General features: G+C 65.2%; 15 protein-coding genes and 1 pseudogene. 8 read left to right on the forward strand and 8 right to left on the reverse strand.

What is annotated here, in order from left to right; all coding sequences use genetic code 11:
- Positions 1-128: 128 nt before the first annotated feature.
- The 6 genes from sphsw_RS06655 (at position 129) to sphsw_RS06680 (ending at position 7044) form a co-directional block, all read left to right on the forward strand.
- Complete coding sequence (locus sphsw_RS06655) at positions 129-1790, forward strand: DUF5597 domain-containing protein (RefSeq protein WP_031439919.1); 1662 nt, start codon at positions 129-131, stop codon at positions 1788-1790.
- A 175-nt stretch (positions 1791-1965) separates the two neighbouring features.
- Positions 1966-2514, forward strand: coding sequence for a Csu type fimbrial protein (locus sphsw_RS06660; RefSeq protein WP_160172614.1), 549 nt, complete (start codon positions 1966-1968; stop codon positions 2512-2514).
- Positions 2515-2579: 65 nt separating this feature from the next.
- Positions 2580-3035: a spore coat protein U domain-containing protein gene (locus tag sphsw_RS06665; protein ID WP_031439921.1), complete on the forward strand. Its 456-nt coding sequence runs from the start codon at positions 2580-2582 to the stop codon at positions 3033-3035.
- A gap of 17 nt (positions 3036-3052) precedes the next feature.
- On the forward strand, positions 3053-3790 hold the full coding sequence (locus sphsw_RS06670) for a fimbrial biogenesis chaperone (RefSeq protein ID WP_052380863.1): 738 nt from the start codon (positions 3053-3055) through the stop codon (positions 3788-3790).
- A 15-nt stretch (positions 3791-3805) separates the two neighbouring features.
- Complete coding sequence (locus tag sphsw_RS06675) at positions 3806-6100, forward strand: fimbria/pilus outer membrane usher protein (RefSeq protein ID WP_042466706.1); 2295 nt, start codon at positions 3806-3808, stop codon at positions 6098-6100.
- The gene (locus sphsw_RS06680) at positions 6100-7044 is read left to right on the forward strand and encodes a Csu type fimbrial protein (protein ID WP_031439924.1); all 945 of its coding nucleotides are present in this window, start codon (positions 6100-6102) and stop codon (positions 7042-7044) included. The genes sphsw_RS06675 and sphsw_RS06680 overlap by 1 nt, the downstream gene beginning before the upstream one ends.
- Positions 7045-7096: 52 nt before the next feature.
- Here sphsw_RS06680 and sphsw_RS06685 read toward each other — a convergent pair whose 3' ends face one another.
- The 5 genes from sphsw_RS06685 to sphsw_RS06705 form a co-directional block, all read right to left on the reverse strand.
- Complete coding sequence (locus sphsw_RS06685) at positions 7097-8269, reverse strand: winged helix-turn-helix domain-containing protein (protein WP_031439925.1); 1173 nt, start codon at positions 8267-8269, stop codon at positions 7097-7099.
- 136 nt (positions 8270-8405) lie between these two features.
- Positions 8406-8684 carry a hypothetical protein gene (locus tag sphsw_RS06690; protein ID WP_031439926.1) on the reverse strand — a complete coding sequence of 93 codons (279 nt, stop codon included), beginning with the start codon at positions 8682-8684 and terminating at the stop codon, positions 8406-8408.
- Positions 8685-8750: 66 nt separating this feature from the next.
- Positions 8751-9254: a ferritin-like domain-containing protein gene (locus sphsw_RS06695; protein WP_031439927.1), complete on the reverse strand. Its 504-nt coding sequence runs from the start codon at positions 9252-9254 to the stop codon at positions 8751-8753.
- Positions 9255-9337: 83 nt separating this feature from the next.
- On the reverse strand, positions 9338-9802 hold the full coding sequence (locus sphsw_RS06700; RefSeq protein WP_042466707.1) for a hypothetical protein: 465 nt from the start codon (positions 9800-9802) through the stop codon (positions 9338-9340).
- 77 nt (positions 9803-9879) lie between these two features.
- Positions 9880-11052 (reverse strand): zinc-dependent alcohol dehydrogenase, encoded by a 1173-nt coding sequence (locus sphsw_RS06705; RefSeq protein ID WP_031395504.1) that lies wholly within the window; start codon positions 11050-11052, stop codon positions 9880-9882.
- A 539-nt stretch (positions 11053-11591) separates the two neighbouring features.
- Between sphsw_RS06705 and sphsw_RS06710 the strand changes: the two genes are divergently transcribed.
- Complete coding sequence (locus sphsw_RS06710; protein WP_031439928.1) at positions 11592-12257, forward strand: HAD family hydrolase; 666 nt, start codon at positions 11592-11594, stop codon at positions 12255-12257.
- A 5-nt stretch (positions 12258-12262) separates the two neighbouring features.
- Positions 12263-13276 carry an SDR family oxidoreductase gene (locus sphsw_RS06715; protein ID WP_031439929.1) on the forward strand — a complete coding sequence of 338 codons (1014 nt, stop codon included), beginning with the start codon at positions 12263-12265 and terminating at the stop codon, positions 13274-13276.
- Between the two features lie 72 nt (positions 13277-13348).
- Here sphsw_RS06715 and sphsw_RS06720 read toward each other — a convergent pair whose 3' ends face one another.
- The 3 genes and pseudogenes from sphsw_RS06720 to sphsw_RS19705 form a co-directional block, all read right to left on the reverse strand.
- Entirely contained in the window at positions 13349-14008 is a 660-nt protein-coding gene (locus sphsw_RS06720; protein ID WP_042466708.1) for a nicotinamidase, read from the reverse strand.
- A gap of 66 nt (positions 14009-14074) precedes the next feature.
- Positions 14075-15676 carry an alpha,alpha-trehalase TreF gene (treF, locus tag sphsw_RS06725; RefSeq protein ID WP_031439931.1) on the reverse strand — a complete coding sequence of 534 codons (1602 nt, stop codon included), beginning with the start codon at positions 15674-15676 and terminating at the stop codon, positions 14075-14077.
- A gap of 69 nt (positions 15677-15745) precedes the next feature.
- A pseudogene (locus sphsw_RS19705) lies at positions 15746-16047 on the reverse strand (TonB-dependent receptor); the annotation flags it as partial.

Below are 16047 nucleotides of genomic sequence, written 5' to 3' on the forward strand. Positions count from 1 at the left end.
CCCGGCGAGCGGATCGTCACCCTCCTGCTCGAAAGCGACGGCACGGTCGCATCGGGCCTGGGCGGCCTCGTCTTCGTCGAGGACTGATCCGTGCCGACTTTCCCGTTTCCCGTTCGAGGTACTGCATCATGATCTTCCGCCCCTCCCGCAAACTCGCCGGTCTGACCCTCGCCGCCACGCTATTCGCCGGCACCGCGCACGCGCAGACCGCGACCGAGGTACCCCGGCTGGTGACCCGCGACGGGCATCACGCGCTGATGGTCGATGGCGCGCCGTGGCTGATGCTCGGCGCGCAGGTCAATAATTCGAGCAATTATCCGGCGATGCTGCCCAAGGTCTGGCCGACGATCCACGCGATGCACGCCAACACGGTCGAGGTGCCGATCGCATGGGAGCAGATCGAGCGAACCGAAGGGCAATTCGACTTTTCCTTCCTCGACCAGCTGCTCGCCGAGGCGCGGCAGAACAAGGTGCGCCTCGTCCTTTTGTGGTTCGCGACGTGGAAGAATACCTCGCCCAATTATGCGCCCGCCTGGGTCAAGCTCGACAACGCGCGGTTCCCGCGGATGACGAACGCCAAGGGGGAGACGCATTATGCGCTGTCGCCGCTGCATCGGTCGACGCTGGAGGCGGACAAGCGCGCCTTCGTCAAGCTGATGCAGCATCTGAAGGCCGCCGATCCGCAGAACACCGTCATCATGGTCCAGCCCGAGAATGAGGCCGGTACCTATGGCAGCGTCCGCGATTTCTCGCCGGTCGCGCAGAAGCTGTTCGACGGTCCGGTCCCGGCGGCGTTGCTCAAAAAATTCCGCAAGCCCGCGGGCAGCTGGAAACAGGTGTTCGGCGCCGATGCCGACGAGTATTTCCACGCCTGGTCGATCGCCCGCTACATCGAGGAGATCGCGGCGGCGGGCAAGGCGGTGAAGCCGGTGCCGATGTACGTCAATGCCGCGCTCGCCTCGGCCTTTGGACGGCAGGCGGCAACGACCTATTCGAGCGGTGGGCCGATCCATCACGTGATCGACGTGTACAAGGCCGCGGCGCCGTCGCTCGATCTGGTCGCGCCCGATATCTATGCGCGCGATCATGCCGCGTTTCTCGAATATCTGAAGCTCTACGGCCGTGCCGACAACGCCCTGCTGATCCCGGAGACGGGCAATGCGCCCGAGTTTGCACGATATTTCTATCCGGTGGTCGGCAAGGGCGGGCTCGGCTTCGCGCCGTTCGGAATGGACGATAGCGGCTATTACAACTTCCCGCTCGGTGCGAAGACGCTGGACGCGCCGACGATGGAGCTGTTCGCGCGCAACTACCGCGTGTTCGAGCCGATGATGCGGGAATGGGCAAAGCTGGCCTTTGCCGGCAAGACCTGGGGCGTGGCCGAGCCGACCGATCCGAAGGCCGAGCACAAGCAGATCATGGACCTCGGCAAGTACCGCGCCACCGCGACGTTCGGCCAGTATCAGTTCGGCACCGACAAGCCGACCGGCAACCCCCAACCGACCGGCGGTCTTGCTGTCGCCGAGATCGGCCCCGACGAATATCTCGTGACCGGATTCGATACGCGCGTCTCGTTCGCGCTGGCGGATGCGAACAGCGGGCGTTCGATGCTCTACGATCGGGTCGAGGAGGGGCATTACGACGCGCAGGGGCACTGGGTGTTCGACCGTGTGCTGAACGGCGATCAGACCGACTACGGGATCAACTTCACCGATCGAGCGCAGGTGCTCCACGTCAAGCTTGGCAGCTACAAGGGCAATCCGGTCATCCCGGTCGGCAATCCGAATTAGGAGGCCTCTGGGCCGTCAGACCGGGGCGTGTTCAATGACCGGCCACGAAAGCCGTCATCTTATTGGAACCATGTCATAATCGTTGGATCGAAAGCTATCGTCGGCCAGATCGGTTGTTCAACATCCTGTTAACTGGCGACCATTGAGAACAGCCCAAATGGAGGGCTGTTTTATCATGATCAATCGTAAGATGACGAGCAGGGTTCTGGGCATTGCGGTCGGCATGATCGCGGCGTCCGGCGGGGCGACATCGACACACGCACAAACCGCCAGCGGCACGATCGGCGTGTCCCTGAACATCCTCGCGGCCTGTGCGGTGAATGGCGGCAACAGCGCCGCGACCATGGGGCGGATCGGGACGATCGCCTTTGCCGATCAGTCGGGCGTCTTCGGCAACGCCGATGCGACGATGGTCGCGCAGGGTGGCACGAATGCGGTCACGGTGTTGTGCACGCCGGGCCTCGCGCCGAAGGTCACGGTCGGGGCGGGCGCGAACGACGCGGGCAATGTCCGTCAGCTGGCCTATCTGGGGCAGACCGTCGCGTATCGGCTGTATATGGACGCGTCGCGGCAGGACGAAATCACCATCGGCAGGCAGATCAGCCTCGGCACCGCAGCCACCTCGGCGTTGACGCTGCCGATCTATGCCCGTGCGTCGAGCAATGGCCTGGCGCTGCCGGCGGGCACCTATACCGATACGGTACAGGTGACGCTCAGCTGGTAGCGGCGGTGCGCGCCGTCCGGGCTCTCATTGCCGTGTCGACGGCTGCGGGCTGTGCGTCGGGGAGCATGGCGGAGACCAGCCGCACCTTCAGGGTCGGCGCGGTCATCGCCAATGGTTGCGCGATCAGCGCCGACACCGGGGGCAGTTGGGGATCGATCGACCTCGGGTCGGTGAACGGGGTCGATGGGGGAGCCGCGCAAGGCAGCCTGGTCACCGCGGTTGCCGCCGGATTGCAGATCGACTGCACCCCGGGAATGAGCGTCACCCTCACCGCGGACAACGGCACTCAGCCCGCCAACGGTGTGCGCCAGCTCGTCCACGCGACCCGGCCTGCCGATCGCATGCCCTATCAGCTGTTCGCGAATGGCAGTCAGACGCCCTGGACGTCGCAGGCGATCGCGCTGGCATTTCCGATCGGCACGTCGCGACTGTCCGTTCCCGTACAGGCCCGTGCCGTCGTCCAGCGCGGCGTGGCGGCGGGGCGATATTCCGATGTGGTTCGCATCACCGTCACCTGGTGATGCAGCGAGGACAAGTCATGAAGATCCTGCGTATGTTGACCGCCATCGTCTCACCGCTCCTCCTGCTGCCCGGCACAAGTCGCGCCGCGGCGGTCATCATCTGGCCAGTCGATCCGAAAATCGCCGCCACGGAGCGCGCGACCGCGCTGTGGATCGAGAACAAGGGTAACGAACCGATCACGATGCAGGTCCGGACTTTGCGCTGGTCGCAGGGGCCGCAGGGCGATCTGTACGATGATCAGGACGAGGTCGTTGCCAGCCCGCCGATCGCAGTCATCCCGGCGGGGGAACGGCAGATGATCCGTGTGCTGCGGCGCGAGCGGCCTGCTATTGCGGCGAACGACCAGACCGGCCCGGTGGAGCGCAGCTACCGCCTGTTGATCGACGAAATCCCCACCGCGAACGCGCCGAATGCGAGCCGGCTGCCGGCGGCCGAGCTTGCGGTACAGATGCGCTATTCGGTTCCGCTCTTCACCTATGCGGGGTCCGTCAACGCAGCCAAGCCGGAGCTGACCGCGACGTTGGAACGGAGCGGCAGCGGTCGGATGCTGGCGATCCGCAATACCGGCATGCTGCACGCGCGCCTGGTCGACATCCGGACGGCGGACGACAAGAAGACCAGTCTTGCTTCGGGGCTCGCGGGTTATGTTCTTGCGGGGCAGACCATGCGCTGGCCGGTGCCGGAAGGTGTCCCGGACATCAGTCCGCTGATGGCAAACGTCAATGGCGCCGATCAGCGCATTGCCGCGCGTTGATCCGTCCGATACGCCATGATCCGCGGTTCGCTCCTGCTGACGACCATTCTGGTCTGCCTGCCACAAATGGCACGCGCGGGTGACCCGGTGCAGCAGCTGTTCGTCGAGCTGGTCGTGAATGGCCGTGCCACCGGCGATCTGGTGCCGCTGCGGATCGTCGGCACACGCATGCTCGTGCCGGCGGAGGCGCTCAGCCGAAATGGCGTGACGCTCGAGGGGGAGGGCGGCGGTGCGGAGGGCGGCGGGACGGAGCGCGACGTCGCGTCGCTGCCGCACACCCGCGCCCGCTATGACGCCGCGCTCCAGACGCTCCATCTCGAAACCGCGCCCGACTATCTGCCGACCACCCGGATCGCCGCGGGTGGAAGGCCTCGCGCCGCCACGCTCGCCAGCTGGGGCGCGATGGTCAACTACCAGTTTTACGCGCAGCGCGCCGACGGAGGCTCCCTTGCCTCCTTATGGTCCGAACAGCGGGTCTTCGGGCCGATCGCGACGCTGTCCAATTCCGGCGTGCTGCGGGTCGGGTCCGGCATCGGCGGTTATCTGCGCTACGATACGCATGCGAAAATCATCAACGAGGATCGCGTGCTGACCGTCACGGCGGGTGACCTGATCACGCGGTCCTTGCCCTGGAGCACGTCCGTCCGGCTGGGTGGCCTGCAGCTCACGCGCGATTTCAATACGCGGCCGGACCTGTTGACGATGCCGTTGCCGAGCTTTGCGGGCAAGGCGGCGGTGCCGTCGGCGGTGGACCTGTTCGTCGACGGCTATCGGCAGCAGGGTGCAGACGTCGCGCCCGGTCGGTTCGTGCTGCAGGATGTCCCGGTGATCAACGGCGCTGGCGAGGCCGTGATCGTCACGACGGACGCCGTGGGTCGACAGATCGCGACCACTATTCCCTTCTACGTCTCGTCGACGCTGCTGCGCGCCGGGCTCACCGATTTTGCAGCCGAAGCCGGCGCCATCCGCCAAGGCTATGGCATCCGCAACTTCGATTACGGCACGCTCGCCGCCAATGGCTCGATCCGACGCGGCATGACGTCGTTCCTGACACTGGAGGCACATGCCGAGGCGACCGCCCGGCTTCGGCAGATCGGGGGCGGGCTCGTGGTGGCGCCGTGGCGATTTGGCACCGTCGCGCTGTCGGTCAGTGCGTCGCGCTTGGGTCAGGCCGCGGGTCATCGCTGGTCGCTCGGCTACAGCTATACCGCGCGTCACTTCAGCGTTGCCGCGCAATATGACGATCGCAGCAGGGGCTTTCGCGAGCTCGCCAGCTTCGACCTCGCAAATCCCGCGACACGGCGGCGAACCTATCGCGCGATCGCGAACGTCAATCTGGCGCGGCTGGGCACGTTGGGGGCTGCGTATATTTCGGGGCGAACCTTGGGATCGGTCGACGGGCTCACGCTACGTTCGCGCCTGCTGTCCTTGTCCTATGGCCGTCCGGTCGGATCGCGCGCGAACCTGTTCGTGACCGCGGATCGCGATTTCGAACGGGGCGCGACTAGCGCCCAGCTCCGGCTGTTCATCCCCTTCGGACGCAATGCGGCCAGCGGCGGGATCAGCCGTTCGGCCGGGCGCAATCTCTATCAGGTCGGTTATACCCGGGCGACGCCGACCGATGGCGGCCTTGGCATCGACGCCGGGATAGCAGCGGCAAGCCGGGGGCCCGCATCGGGGCAGGTGACCGGGACATGGCGCGCGCCCTTCATCGAAGTGCAGGCCGGGGGCGCGACGGCCCAGGCGCGCAGCTCGGCCTGGATCGGCGCATCGGGTTCGATCGTGGCGATGGACGGCGGCCTGTTCGTCGCCAATCAGGCGAGCGATGCCTTCGCGGTCGTCGAGACTGGCGTGGCGGGCGTTGGCGTCAGCTATGAAAACCAGCCGGTCGGCGTGACGAACCGCAAGGGCCATCTCTTCGTGCCCAATGTCGTGCCCTATCTTCCCGTCCGCTTCGCGATCGATACGCTGTCGCTGTCGGAGAACCATGTCGCATCCGCGGTGGAGCAGCGGGTTGCCGTGCGACAGGGCAGTGGCGCCGTCGTGCGTCTGAACGTCCGCATGACGCGCAACATCCTTGCGGTGCTCGTCGACAGGAACGGGGCGGCGCTCAAGCCGGGCGGTCGCGTCCGGCGTGAGGGGCATCCCGACGTCGCCATCGGCTGGGACGGCATCGCGTATCTGGAGGATGTCGGCGAACAGGTGTCGCTCTCCGCGCTGACGTCGGACGGGACGGTGTGCCAGGCGACGTTCGGCGTCTCCGCAGACGTCGCGGCGCTGTCACAGATAGGGCCGGTCTCGTGCCGGTGATGGCGTCGCTGCGGCTATTCTTTGCACTGGTGGTCCTGAGCATCGTCACGGGCCCTGCATTCGCCGCCTGCACGACATCGTCCGGGGCACTCACCTTCTCGCCGGTGTCGTCGTACGACGTGCGAGGGGGCACGGTGCCGCAGGTTGCCGGATCCGCCGGTCTTTCCTGCACGGGTTCGGCGCTGACCCTGATCGGCGGCAATTCGGCGCGCGCGACCATCACCAGCCTCAACCAGTTTCGCCTGGTCAAAGGCGCCGAAGCGATCGCCTATCAGGTGTCGGCCGATGCCAGCGGCACCACGCCGTTCACGCAGGGATCGACCGTCAACTATATGAGCGGCAGCCTGCTGGCGGTGCAGGGCGGTGGCAGCAGTTTCACCACGCCGTTGTTCGCGCGATTGACGGCGGCTCCCAATGTGGCTGCCGGGACCTATAGCGACACACTGACGGTGCAATGGGACTATAGCGTCTGCAACGGGGTGAATGTGCTGAGCCTTGTCTGTTCGGGCTATGATAGCGGGAAGGTCGTCGTAACGCTTCAGGTGACGCTGGTGGTCGGCAACGACTGCAAGATCGCCGCGCCCGACCTGTCCTTCGGCAGTGCGGCGCTCGTCACGCAGTTCGGTGCGGTGACCTCGGCCGTCCAGATCGATTGTACCCGCGACGCCGTCTACCGGATCGGCTTCACACCCGGCGGTGCCGGCACAGGTGCGGCGTGGCGGCAGATGACCAGCGGCGCGGGCGCGACGTTGCAGTATCAGATCTATCATGCGGATGGCGTCACCGTCTGGAACGAAGCCAACCCGCTTACCGGCGCAAGTCCCGGAACGGGCAGCCTGACCCCGGTCAGGACCTACCCCTATGTTGCCAGGATCAATCAGGCGCAGGTCTCGCCGGCGGCGGGAAGCTACCAGGATACCGTCAGTGTGGTCGTGACATTCTGATCGAACCCGGCACTGACCTTTGGCGGCAATCCTGCGATCGCGGCATCCTGCATCACGCGGGGCGGATGATCTCGCCGACACGAACGTCCGACAGGCCGAGCCATTGCGCCATCCGCTCCAACTCGACGTGCAGGCGGGGCAGCGTGTCGTCGGGCGCCCCCGGTTCGAGCGTTATGCGTTTTGCCAGCAGCACGCCCGCTTGCCGGTCCGCCTTGAGATCGACCCGCGCGACCAACGCCTCGTCCATCAGGAAGGGCAGCACATAATAGCCGTGAGTGCGTTGCGCCTGCGGCACATAGATCTCGATACGATACCGGAAGCCGAACAGCCGTTCGGTGCGGCCGCGTTCCCAGATCAGCGGATCGAAGGGCGCCAGCAAGGCCGCCCCGCGCACCCGGTGGGGCATAGCGGCGTCACGGTGGAGCCAGACCTTCTGGCTCCAGCCATCCACGCGGACCGGCATCAACACCTGATCCTCGACCAGATCGGCAATGGCATGATCCGCCTCGACGGGTTTCAGCCGGAAATAATCACGCAGCTCGGCAGCGGTCGCTATGCCGAGCGCGCGGGCGCTCCGTTCGATCAGCGCCCGCTGCGCCTCGGCAACGCTCGGCGTGGGCAGGGCGAGCACGGCAGGGGGCAGGACACGCTCGGGCAGGTCATAGACCCGCGCGAAACTGCCCCGCCGTGTCGCCGTGGTAATCCGGCCCGACCAGAACAGCCATTCGAGCGCGTGCTTGACGTCGCTCCATTCCCACCAGCCGCTGCGGCTCGTCCCGTTTTCGAAATCGGCGGCGGTCAGGGGGCCCTCGGCTGCGATGCGGGCCAATACGGCGTCGGCTTCGCTACAATGCTTTGTCGCAAAGCGGCGAAGCGCGGCGTAGCCGATCTCGCCTCGTTCAGCGCGGGCCATCCGCCATTGCAGCAGCGGATGAAGCTCGAGCGGCAGCAGCGACGCCTCATGCGCCCAATATTCGAAGAACCGGCGATGCGGCTTTGGACCCCAGGCGGCGCGCTCGAGCAGCGCCAGGTCGTAGCCGCCAAGCCGGGAAAACAGTGGCAGGTAATGCGCGCGGGCCAGCACGTTGACGCTGTCGATCTGGATAAGGCCCGTCCGATCGGCGACCTTGCGGACATGCGCTGCCGTGACCCGAGGAGGCGGTGGACGGTCGAACCCCTGGGCTGCAAGGGCAATGCGGCGCGCATCGGCCTGCGAGATGATCATGCGGTGATGATGGTCGCAAAAGACAGCGACGGTCAATGTTACCCCGGCTGCCCCCGCCGGGCTACAGCGTACCCCGTGTGATGCGGGAGTCGCGGGGCGTAAGGGCAATCGCGAAACGCCGCGAGCGCCTTAGTCGCTACTGGTCGGCGACCTTGATCTCGGTAATTTCCGCGTTTGAAAGACCCGGTTTCTCCGTACGGAGGTAGTGGAGAAGTTCGCCGATCTCCCGCGAATCGAACCGGAGGTCGAGATCGTCCATGTGGATGGCGACGGAACGCTGCCGCGCCTCCGACAGACCAGCGACGATATCGACGCATGCCTCGAGCGTTCCGCGTCCGACTTCCGTCGATGTCGCGCCGGCGGACGATGCGTCAGCGAAGATCCGGGCCGGCTCGCTCAAGGGGTAGGTGGTCATGACTGTCGCGTCCGTCGTCTACGGGGCAGGACATCGCCCGCCGGGGTGAGCCGGCGGGCGATCATTTCAGGCGTCTTCGGCGTCGATGTTGACGCTCGTCTCGGCGAGCTTCGTCATATATTCGTCGCCACCGTAAATGTCCTTGGTGGCCGCGTTCAGCGCCTTGTGATCATCCTTGAGACCCAGCGCCTTGGCATAGGCTGCGGCTGTACCAAAACCGGCGATCCCGTAATGCGTCATCCGCTGATATTGGGCGATGATCATGACATCGAGCAACGGACCCTTGGCCGGACCCTCTTCGACGACATGCTTGGTGGCTTCGGCCACAAGCCCTTCCATACCCTTGCAATGCTCCTTCGAGACCTTCTCGTCGTTCGACGCGATCAACTCCTTGAGGAGGTCGGTATGCTTCTCGATATCCGCCTGCGACTTGGTCAGCATGTCCTTCAGCGCGGCATCGCTGGCCTTCGACGTGATCTTCTTCAGGACCTTCTTCATCTGGTCGTTCGCCGACCACAGGTCCTTCAGCTCGTCGGTGTAGATGTCTTTCAGATCTTCGGGTGCAGACATGGGATGGTCCTTGCTGGACCACCGGATGAAACGTCCGGTGGCGTGGTTGACGTTGAATAAGGGTGTAGCGTGTCGTCCTGGCGTCAGCCGGCGCCGGGCTTTGCCTGTTCGTGCTCATAGCGCGCATCGGTACCGACCTTGCCGGTTGCCTCGGCCTCGGCGATACCGGACGTCTCAACGACCTTGATCGTGCCATGCTCGGCTGCGATCGAGTGCGGGGTCCGATCGGCATCGGGGTCGGCCGCGATCGTCGTACCGCCGCCGCCGTGCGAGCCGGCGACGGCGTTGCCGGCGCTGCCCCCGTCTTCACCCGCCTGACCGCCGCCATGATAGGCGATGTCCGTCTGGCCGCCCTGCGACGCGGGGCTGGTATCGGCGTCGATCTTGCCTTCGTGCGGGTTGGGATAGGCGCCGCCCGCGCTCTCACCGCCGTCGCTGCGACCGTGAACGCGGCCGTCGGTATCGCTGCGAGGCGACTCCGAGACGCCATCCGGCGCGCCCTTGCTCGCGGGATTGCCCGGGACGGGGGTATGAACCTTGTCGCTCATGGAAACTCCTCGTGACGGTCGTGGATAGGAAGCGGCCACCCCGATCGGCATGCCGAGCGGACCGGGGTGGGGCAGGGTTACGGCCGCAGCACGACCTTGATGACGCCGTCCTGCTTGTCGCGGAACTTCTGGTACATTTCCGGCGCATCCTCGAGGCTTGCCGGGTGCGTCACGACGAAGCTCGGGTCGATATCGCCGGCTTCGATGCGCGCCAGCAGCGGCTTGGTGTAAGCCTGGACATGCGTCTGGCCGGTCTTGATCGTCAGCCCCTTGTTCATCATCGCGCCGATCGGGATCTTGTCGCCCATCCCGACATAGACGCCGGGGATCGAGACCGTGCCGCCCATCCGGCAGCTCATGATCGCCTCGCGCAGGACATGCACGCGGTCGGTAGCGAGGAACGTCGCCGCCTTCACCTTGTCGATCACTGCATCCATCGCGCCATGACCCGAAGCCTCTGCACCGACGGCGTCGATGCAGCTGTCCGGGCCGCGGCCCTTGGTGCGGAACTGGAGTTCGTCATAGACGCTGTCGACCTCGGCGAAGTTGATCGTCTCCGCACCGCCGGCCTCGGCCATCGCGAGACGCTCGGGCACTTCGTCGATCGCGATCACGCGGCCTGCGCCGAGCATCAGCGCCGATCGGATCGCGAACTGGCCGACCGGACCGCAGCCCCAGATCGCCACGGTATCGCCCTCTTCGATGTTCGCATTCTCGGCGGCCATATAGCCGGTCGGGAAGATGTCGGAGAGGAACAGCGCCTGATCGTCGGTGACGTTGTCCGGCACCTTGATCGGGCCGATATCGGCCATCGGCACGCGCAGATACTCTGCCTGGCCACCGCAATATCCGCCAAGCATATGGCTGAAGCCGAACAAACCGGCAGGCGAATGCCCCATCGCCTTGATCGCCATTTCGGCATTCGGGTTGGTCCGCTCGCACGCCGAGAACAGACCCTTGCGGCAGAAAAAGCAATCGCCGCAGCTGATCGTGAACGGCACGACGACGCGGTCGCCGATCTTCAGGTTGGTGACTTCGGAGCCCAGTGCGACGACGACGCCCATATTCTCATGACCAAGAATGTCCCCGGCCTGCATGGTCGGCTGATAGCCGTCGAGCAGATGAAGATCGGAACCGCAGATCGCGCAAGATGATACCTTGATGATCGCGTCGCGCGGATGCTTGATCTCTGGGTCCGCGACAGTATCGACCCGGACATCGCCTTTTCCATGCCAAACCAGTGCGCGCATCAGAAAGTCTCCGTCATGTAATTGGCGTGCCGTACTTTCGAAAAGTACATTACGCCGTCAAAAATAATAAGCAGTAGACCAAGCCCGCCGGACGATAGCCTTAGCGATGCCAGCAAAGGCATTGGTCAGCGTGCTTCAGTTGGGCGCCGTGCCGTCAAGCTTTGGATGTTGATGGAGACATAGCGATCCGAACGTCCTCATCGTTCCTGACGATTTCCGGAAATCGGCGGGTATATTTTGTATTGATCCTGATCAGGGTGGCTAAAGATAGGTTATCATTGGAAATTTACCGCAAACCACGATCATTCGGGGGTCCTTCCTAGCGAGAACCGCGTGCGAAAGGATGTCGCGGTAGGATGGAGACAGGGTTGGATGCTCGGTTAAATGCAGTGCGCACCGTCAAATTCGCCGTCCACGGGGCCAATTCGGACAGTCAACCGTTTGGATATCATCATCTCTTGCCGATGCTTAGCGCCACGCCTGTCACGGCGCTGGCATGCTGGTTGGCGAATACACGACGTCAGACCCGGGATTGAACTATGCAAATCAAGGCCATCCTTTTCGATATCGACGGCACGCTGGTCGATACCAATGACATGCATGTCCTCGCCTGGGAGGAGGCCTTCGCAGGTGTCGGGGCGTCCTTCGACCGGCAAGTGATCCACGATCAGATTGGCAAGGGGACCGACATGCTCGTGCCCACCCTGTTGCCCGATGCCGACGCGGAGGAGCAGGAGAAACTCGGCGGTACGCACGGCGAGATCTTCAAGGCAAAATATCTCGCCACTGCCAAGCCGTTCGCTCGCGCGCATGATCTGCTGGCGCACGCGCATGGCCTGGGGCAGCAGGTCGTGCTCGCCTCGTCCGCGTCGGGATCGGAGCTCGACCATTACATCGCGCTGCTCGAGGCGCGCGATCTGATCCACGCGACGACGAGCAGCGACGACGTCGAGCGCACCAAACCCGCCCCGGACATTTTCGCGACCGCGCTGAAGGCGCTGCCGGGGATCGATCCTTCAGAGGTGATCGTCGTCGGTGACACGCCCTATGACATCGAGGCAGCGGCCAAATGCGGGATCGCCGCGGTTGCGGTCCGATCGGGCAAGTTCAGCGACGAGCAACTGAACGGCGCGGGTGCGGTCGCGATCTATGACGATGTCGCGGCCTTGCTTGCCGATTACGCCCAGTCGCCGCTGGGACGCTGATCGCCATGGCCGTCACACTGAAACTCCTTCGCGATCAGGTCATCGTCGTTACCGGCGCGACCAGCGGCAACGGCCTCGCAATCGTCGAGGCCGCCGTGCAACGCGGTGCGGCCGTGGTCGCGACCGCGCGGAACGACGCCGCGCTCGAGGCCCTCCGCGCCCGTCTGTCGGCCGATGGCGGACGCATTGCGGTCTGCGTCGCCGACGTCAGCGACATGGCCGCGGTCAAGCGTGTCGCCGCCGTTGCGCTCACGGCGTTCGGCGGCTTCGACAGCTGGGTGAACAATGCCGCGACAGGCACGTACGGCACGCTCGATCAGGTGCCGGTCGCCGATCACCGGCAGGTGTTCGACGTCAATTATTTTGGCGTGCTGCACGGATCGCTGGTCGCGGCCCGCCATCTGCGCGAGCGAGGCGGCGCGATCGTCAACATCGGCTCGATCCTCAGCGACCGCGCGATCGTCGAGCAGGGGCCCTATGGCGCGACCAAGCATGCGGTGCAGGCGCTGACGGACACGTTGCGGATGGAGCTCGAGCAGGAGGGGGCCGGCATCTCGGTCACGCTGATCAAGCCCGGCGCGATCGACACGCCATTTCCCGAACATGCGCGCAATTTCATGGATCAGCCACCGCGCCTGCCACCGCCGCTCTACACCCCCTCCGTCGTCGCCGACGCGGTGCTGTTCGCTTGCGAGACGCCGCGGCGGACGCTGTATGCTGGCGGTGGCGGGCGGCTGGCCTCGCTTCTCTCGCGCTCCGCACCGCGGGTGAGCGACCGGATCATGGAACTGGTCGGCACGTTCGCGCAGCAGAAGCCCGGGGATCCCGGTGATCCGGCACGCCGCGACAATCTCTATGATCCGCGGGCTGATGCGCTGCGCGGGACCCAGCATGTCCACGCGCGCACATCGAGCAGCGTGCTGCAGGTGCAAAAGCTTCACCCCGCGGTTGTGATGCTGGGTGTTGTCGGCGCTGGTATCGTCGTCGCGCTCGGCCGACCAAAGGGTGGACGCCGGTAATATCAGGCACGGAAAGGGTAGGGAGCGTGCGCGGCGTCGACACGTGACCATCCTTCCGCGCCATTTTGAAGTCTATATCAACCGGACGCCGGCTGCGCGGAACTGCGCTTCAGCCACGTCGACTGTCGTTCCATCACCTGCCGGCATCGCGATCGCTCGCGTGTAGTCCGTCAGGATAGACGCTTCGAAGCCCTCGCGCCGCGCATCGAGTGCCGACCAGGCGACGCAGAAATCATAGGCCAGCCCAACGAACACGCACCGCCGGACCTGCTTGTCCCGCAGATACCCGGCCAGCCCCGTTCTCGTCGTCTTGTCGTTCTCGAAAAAGGCCGAATAGGAATCAATTTCCGAATTATACCCCTTACGAACGATGACGTGAGCGCGGCGGATGGTGCCCTGCACGTCGGGATGGAACTCGGAACCAGCGGTTCCCTGGACGCAGTGATCGGGCCATAGGACCTGCTCGCCATATGGCATCGGCACGGTATCGAACGGCTGCCGACCGGGGTGGCCGCTCGCGAAGGACTGGTGTCCCGCAGGATGCCAGTCCTGCGTTACGACGACATGCCGGAACCGCGGAGCGAGCCGTTCGATCCCGGCCATGATCTCGTTCCCGCCCGCAACCGCCAGCCGGCCGCCCGGGCAGAAGTCGATCTGCGGGTCGACGACGATGAGCGCGTCCGACCCCGTGATCGCTGCGTCGCCGGTGAACTGCTCGATATCCAACGTCATCTCCTGCAAAGCCGACAGGTCGCGTTAAAGGCGGCCGATGACAAGAATGATCCTATTGCCGAGCGCCTATTTGCGAACACTGGTCGACGGCTGGGCCAGGTCCGGGAAGCGATCGAGGATCGCGCTGGTCACGCCGTTGGTCCAGCCGAACCCGTCCTGGACCGGATATTCGCCGCCCCCGCCCGGTATGCGCTGTTCGATATTATACTTTTCGAGCATCTTGCCGGTGTCGGCATAGGCCGCGCCGACCGTCCCGAGCCAGCGTCTGGCGATGTCCTTGGCCAGCGCCGGTTCGCCGTTTCGCTCGAGCCCTGCGATCGCGACCCATTGGAGCGGTGCCCAGCCATTGGGTTCGTCCCATTGCTGCCCGGTGTTGAGCGTCGTCGTGCGCAGGCCGCCCTCGGCGACCAATGATTTGCGCACCGTCGCGGCGACGGCCTTCGCCTGCGCCGGCGACGCAAGCCCGACGAACAGCGGGTGCAGCATCGCGGCATTGATGCTGGTCGTTGGCTTGCGCGACGACAGGTCCCAGTCGGCGTAGCGCGCGGTCGTCGCCTGCCAGAGATAGCGGTCGATCGCCGTCTTGCGCTTGGTCGCCAGGGTCGTGAATTCGGTCACGCAGGGGGTGTCGCCCGCGGTCTGGCAGCGTGCGGCGATACGGCGTTCCATCGCCCAGATCAGGCTGTTGAGATCGACGGGCACGATGTCGGTGGTGTGGATTGTGGCGAGCAACCGGGGATCGCGGAGCCAGCGTGAGCTGAAATCCCATCCGCTCTCCGCGCCCGCACGCAGGTTGCGCTGCGTATCGGCGGCGGCGCGGGGTGCCGCCCTGGCCGCGGTCTCGACGTCCTCGGCATAGGATTCGTCGCGCGGCGTATCGCGGTCGTCATAATAGCGGTTGAGCACGCTGCCGTCGGGCATCCGCACGACGCGGAGACAGGCCGGGTTGCCGTCGAGGCAGGTCGCGCCCTTCATCCAGAAGGCGTGCTCGGCGCGCAACGCCGCCAGCCGACGCTTCGCGACACCGGGGTCGGTGTTGGTCGAGAGATCGAGCATCAGCGCGTAATAAGGCGGCTGCGAACGGCTGAGATAATAGGTCCGCGTCCCGTTCGGGATGTGCCCGTAACGCTCGATCAGGCTGGTGAAATCGTCGAGCATCGATTCGACGAGCGGCTGCTTGCCGTCGACCTTCAGCCCGAGCATCGTGAAATAGCTGTCCCAGTAATAGATTTCGCGGAAGCGCCCGCCCGGTACGACATAGGGCGCCGGCAGCGGCAGGGCGGAGCTGCCTGCGACGGGGGCGACCGGCTGACGGACGAGTTGCGGCCACAAGGCCCGGACATGCGACCTCAGATCGCCCGAGCCCCGGTCGTTCTCGCCGGGCACCACGAAATTGGCGAGCACGAACGCCTTCAGCGCCGGGCCGGCGGGTCTGGTCCGCGCATAGTCCGCCATGATCGCCGCGGCCGCGCGCTTGGGGACGGCATCGACGAACGTCTTGCCGTCCGCGAAGACGTGACCCTGCTGCACGGCCTGGAACAGCGGGCCATAGATATCGGCGGGCGACTGGGCCTTCGCGGCGGATGCAGTCGGTCGGGACGGAGCGGTCTGGGCAGGCGCCATCGCGGCGACCGAGGCCAGGGCGGCAAAACGGCAAAGGGTTTTCATGAAGATCGCAACCATTTCGCCAGGGTGATCGATCCCCCGACGGGGCGGGATCGATCACCCTTGGCTGTGTCAGAACTTGAACGCGGCGGCGAACCGGATCGAGCGACCCACGATCGGTCTTGCGAGGATCGTGCCGCTGCCCTGCGATCCGAGCGTGCGCGGATTGCCTTCGGTCAGCCCGATCTCGTCGGTCAGATTGTCACCGATCACCTGGAACTGCACCTGCCGGTTCAGATCGAGCGTGATCCCTGCGTCGAGCTTGTAAAAGCTCGGCAGCACCTGCGCGTTCTGGACGTCGGAGAAGCGGTCGCCGATATAGCCGATCGTCGCATAGACTCCCGCCTTCGCATCGCCGCCGAGCTCGAGATCAT

The organism is Sphingomonas sp. FUKUSWIS1 (genome assembly GCF_000733135.1).
GTDB classification, from domain to species: Bacteria; Pseudomonadota; Alphaproteobacteria; order Sphingomonadales; family Sphingomonadaceae; genus Sphingomonas; species Sphingomonas aerolata.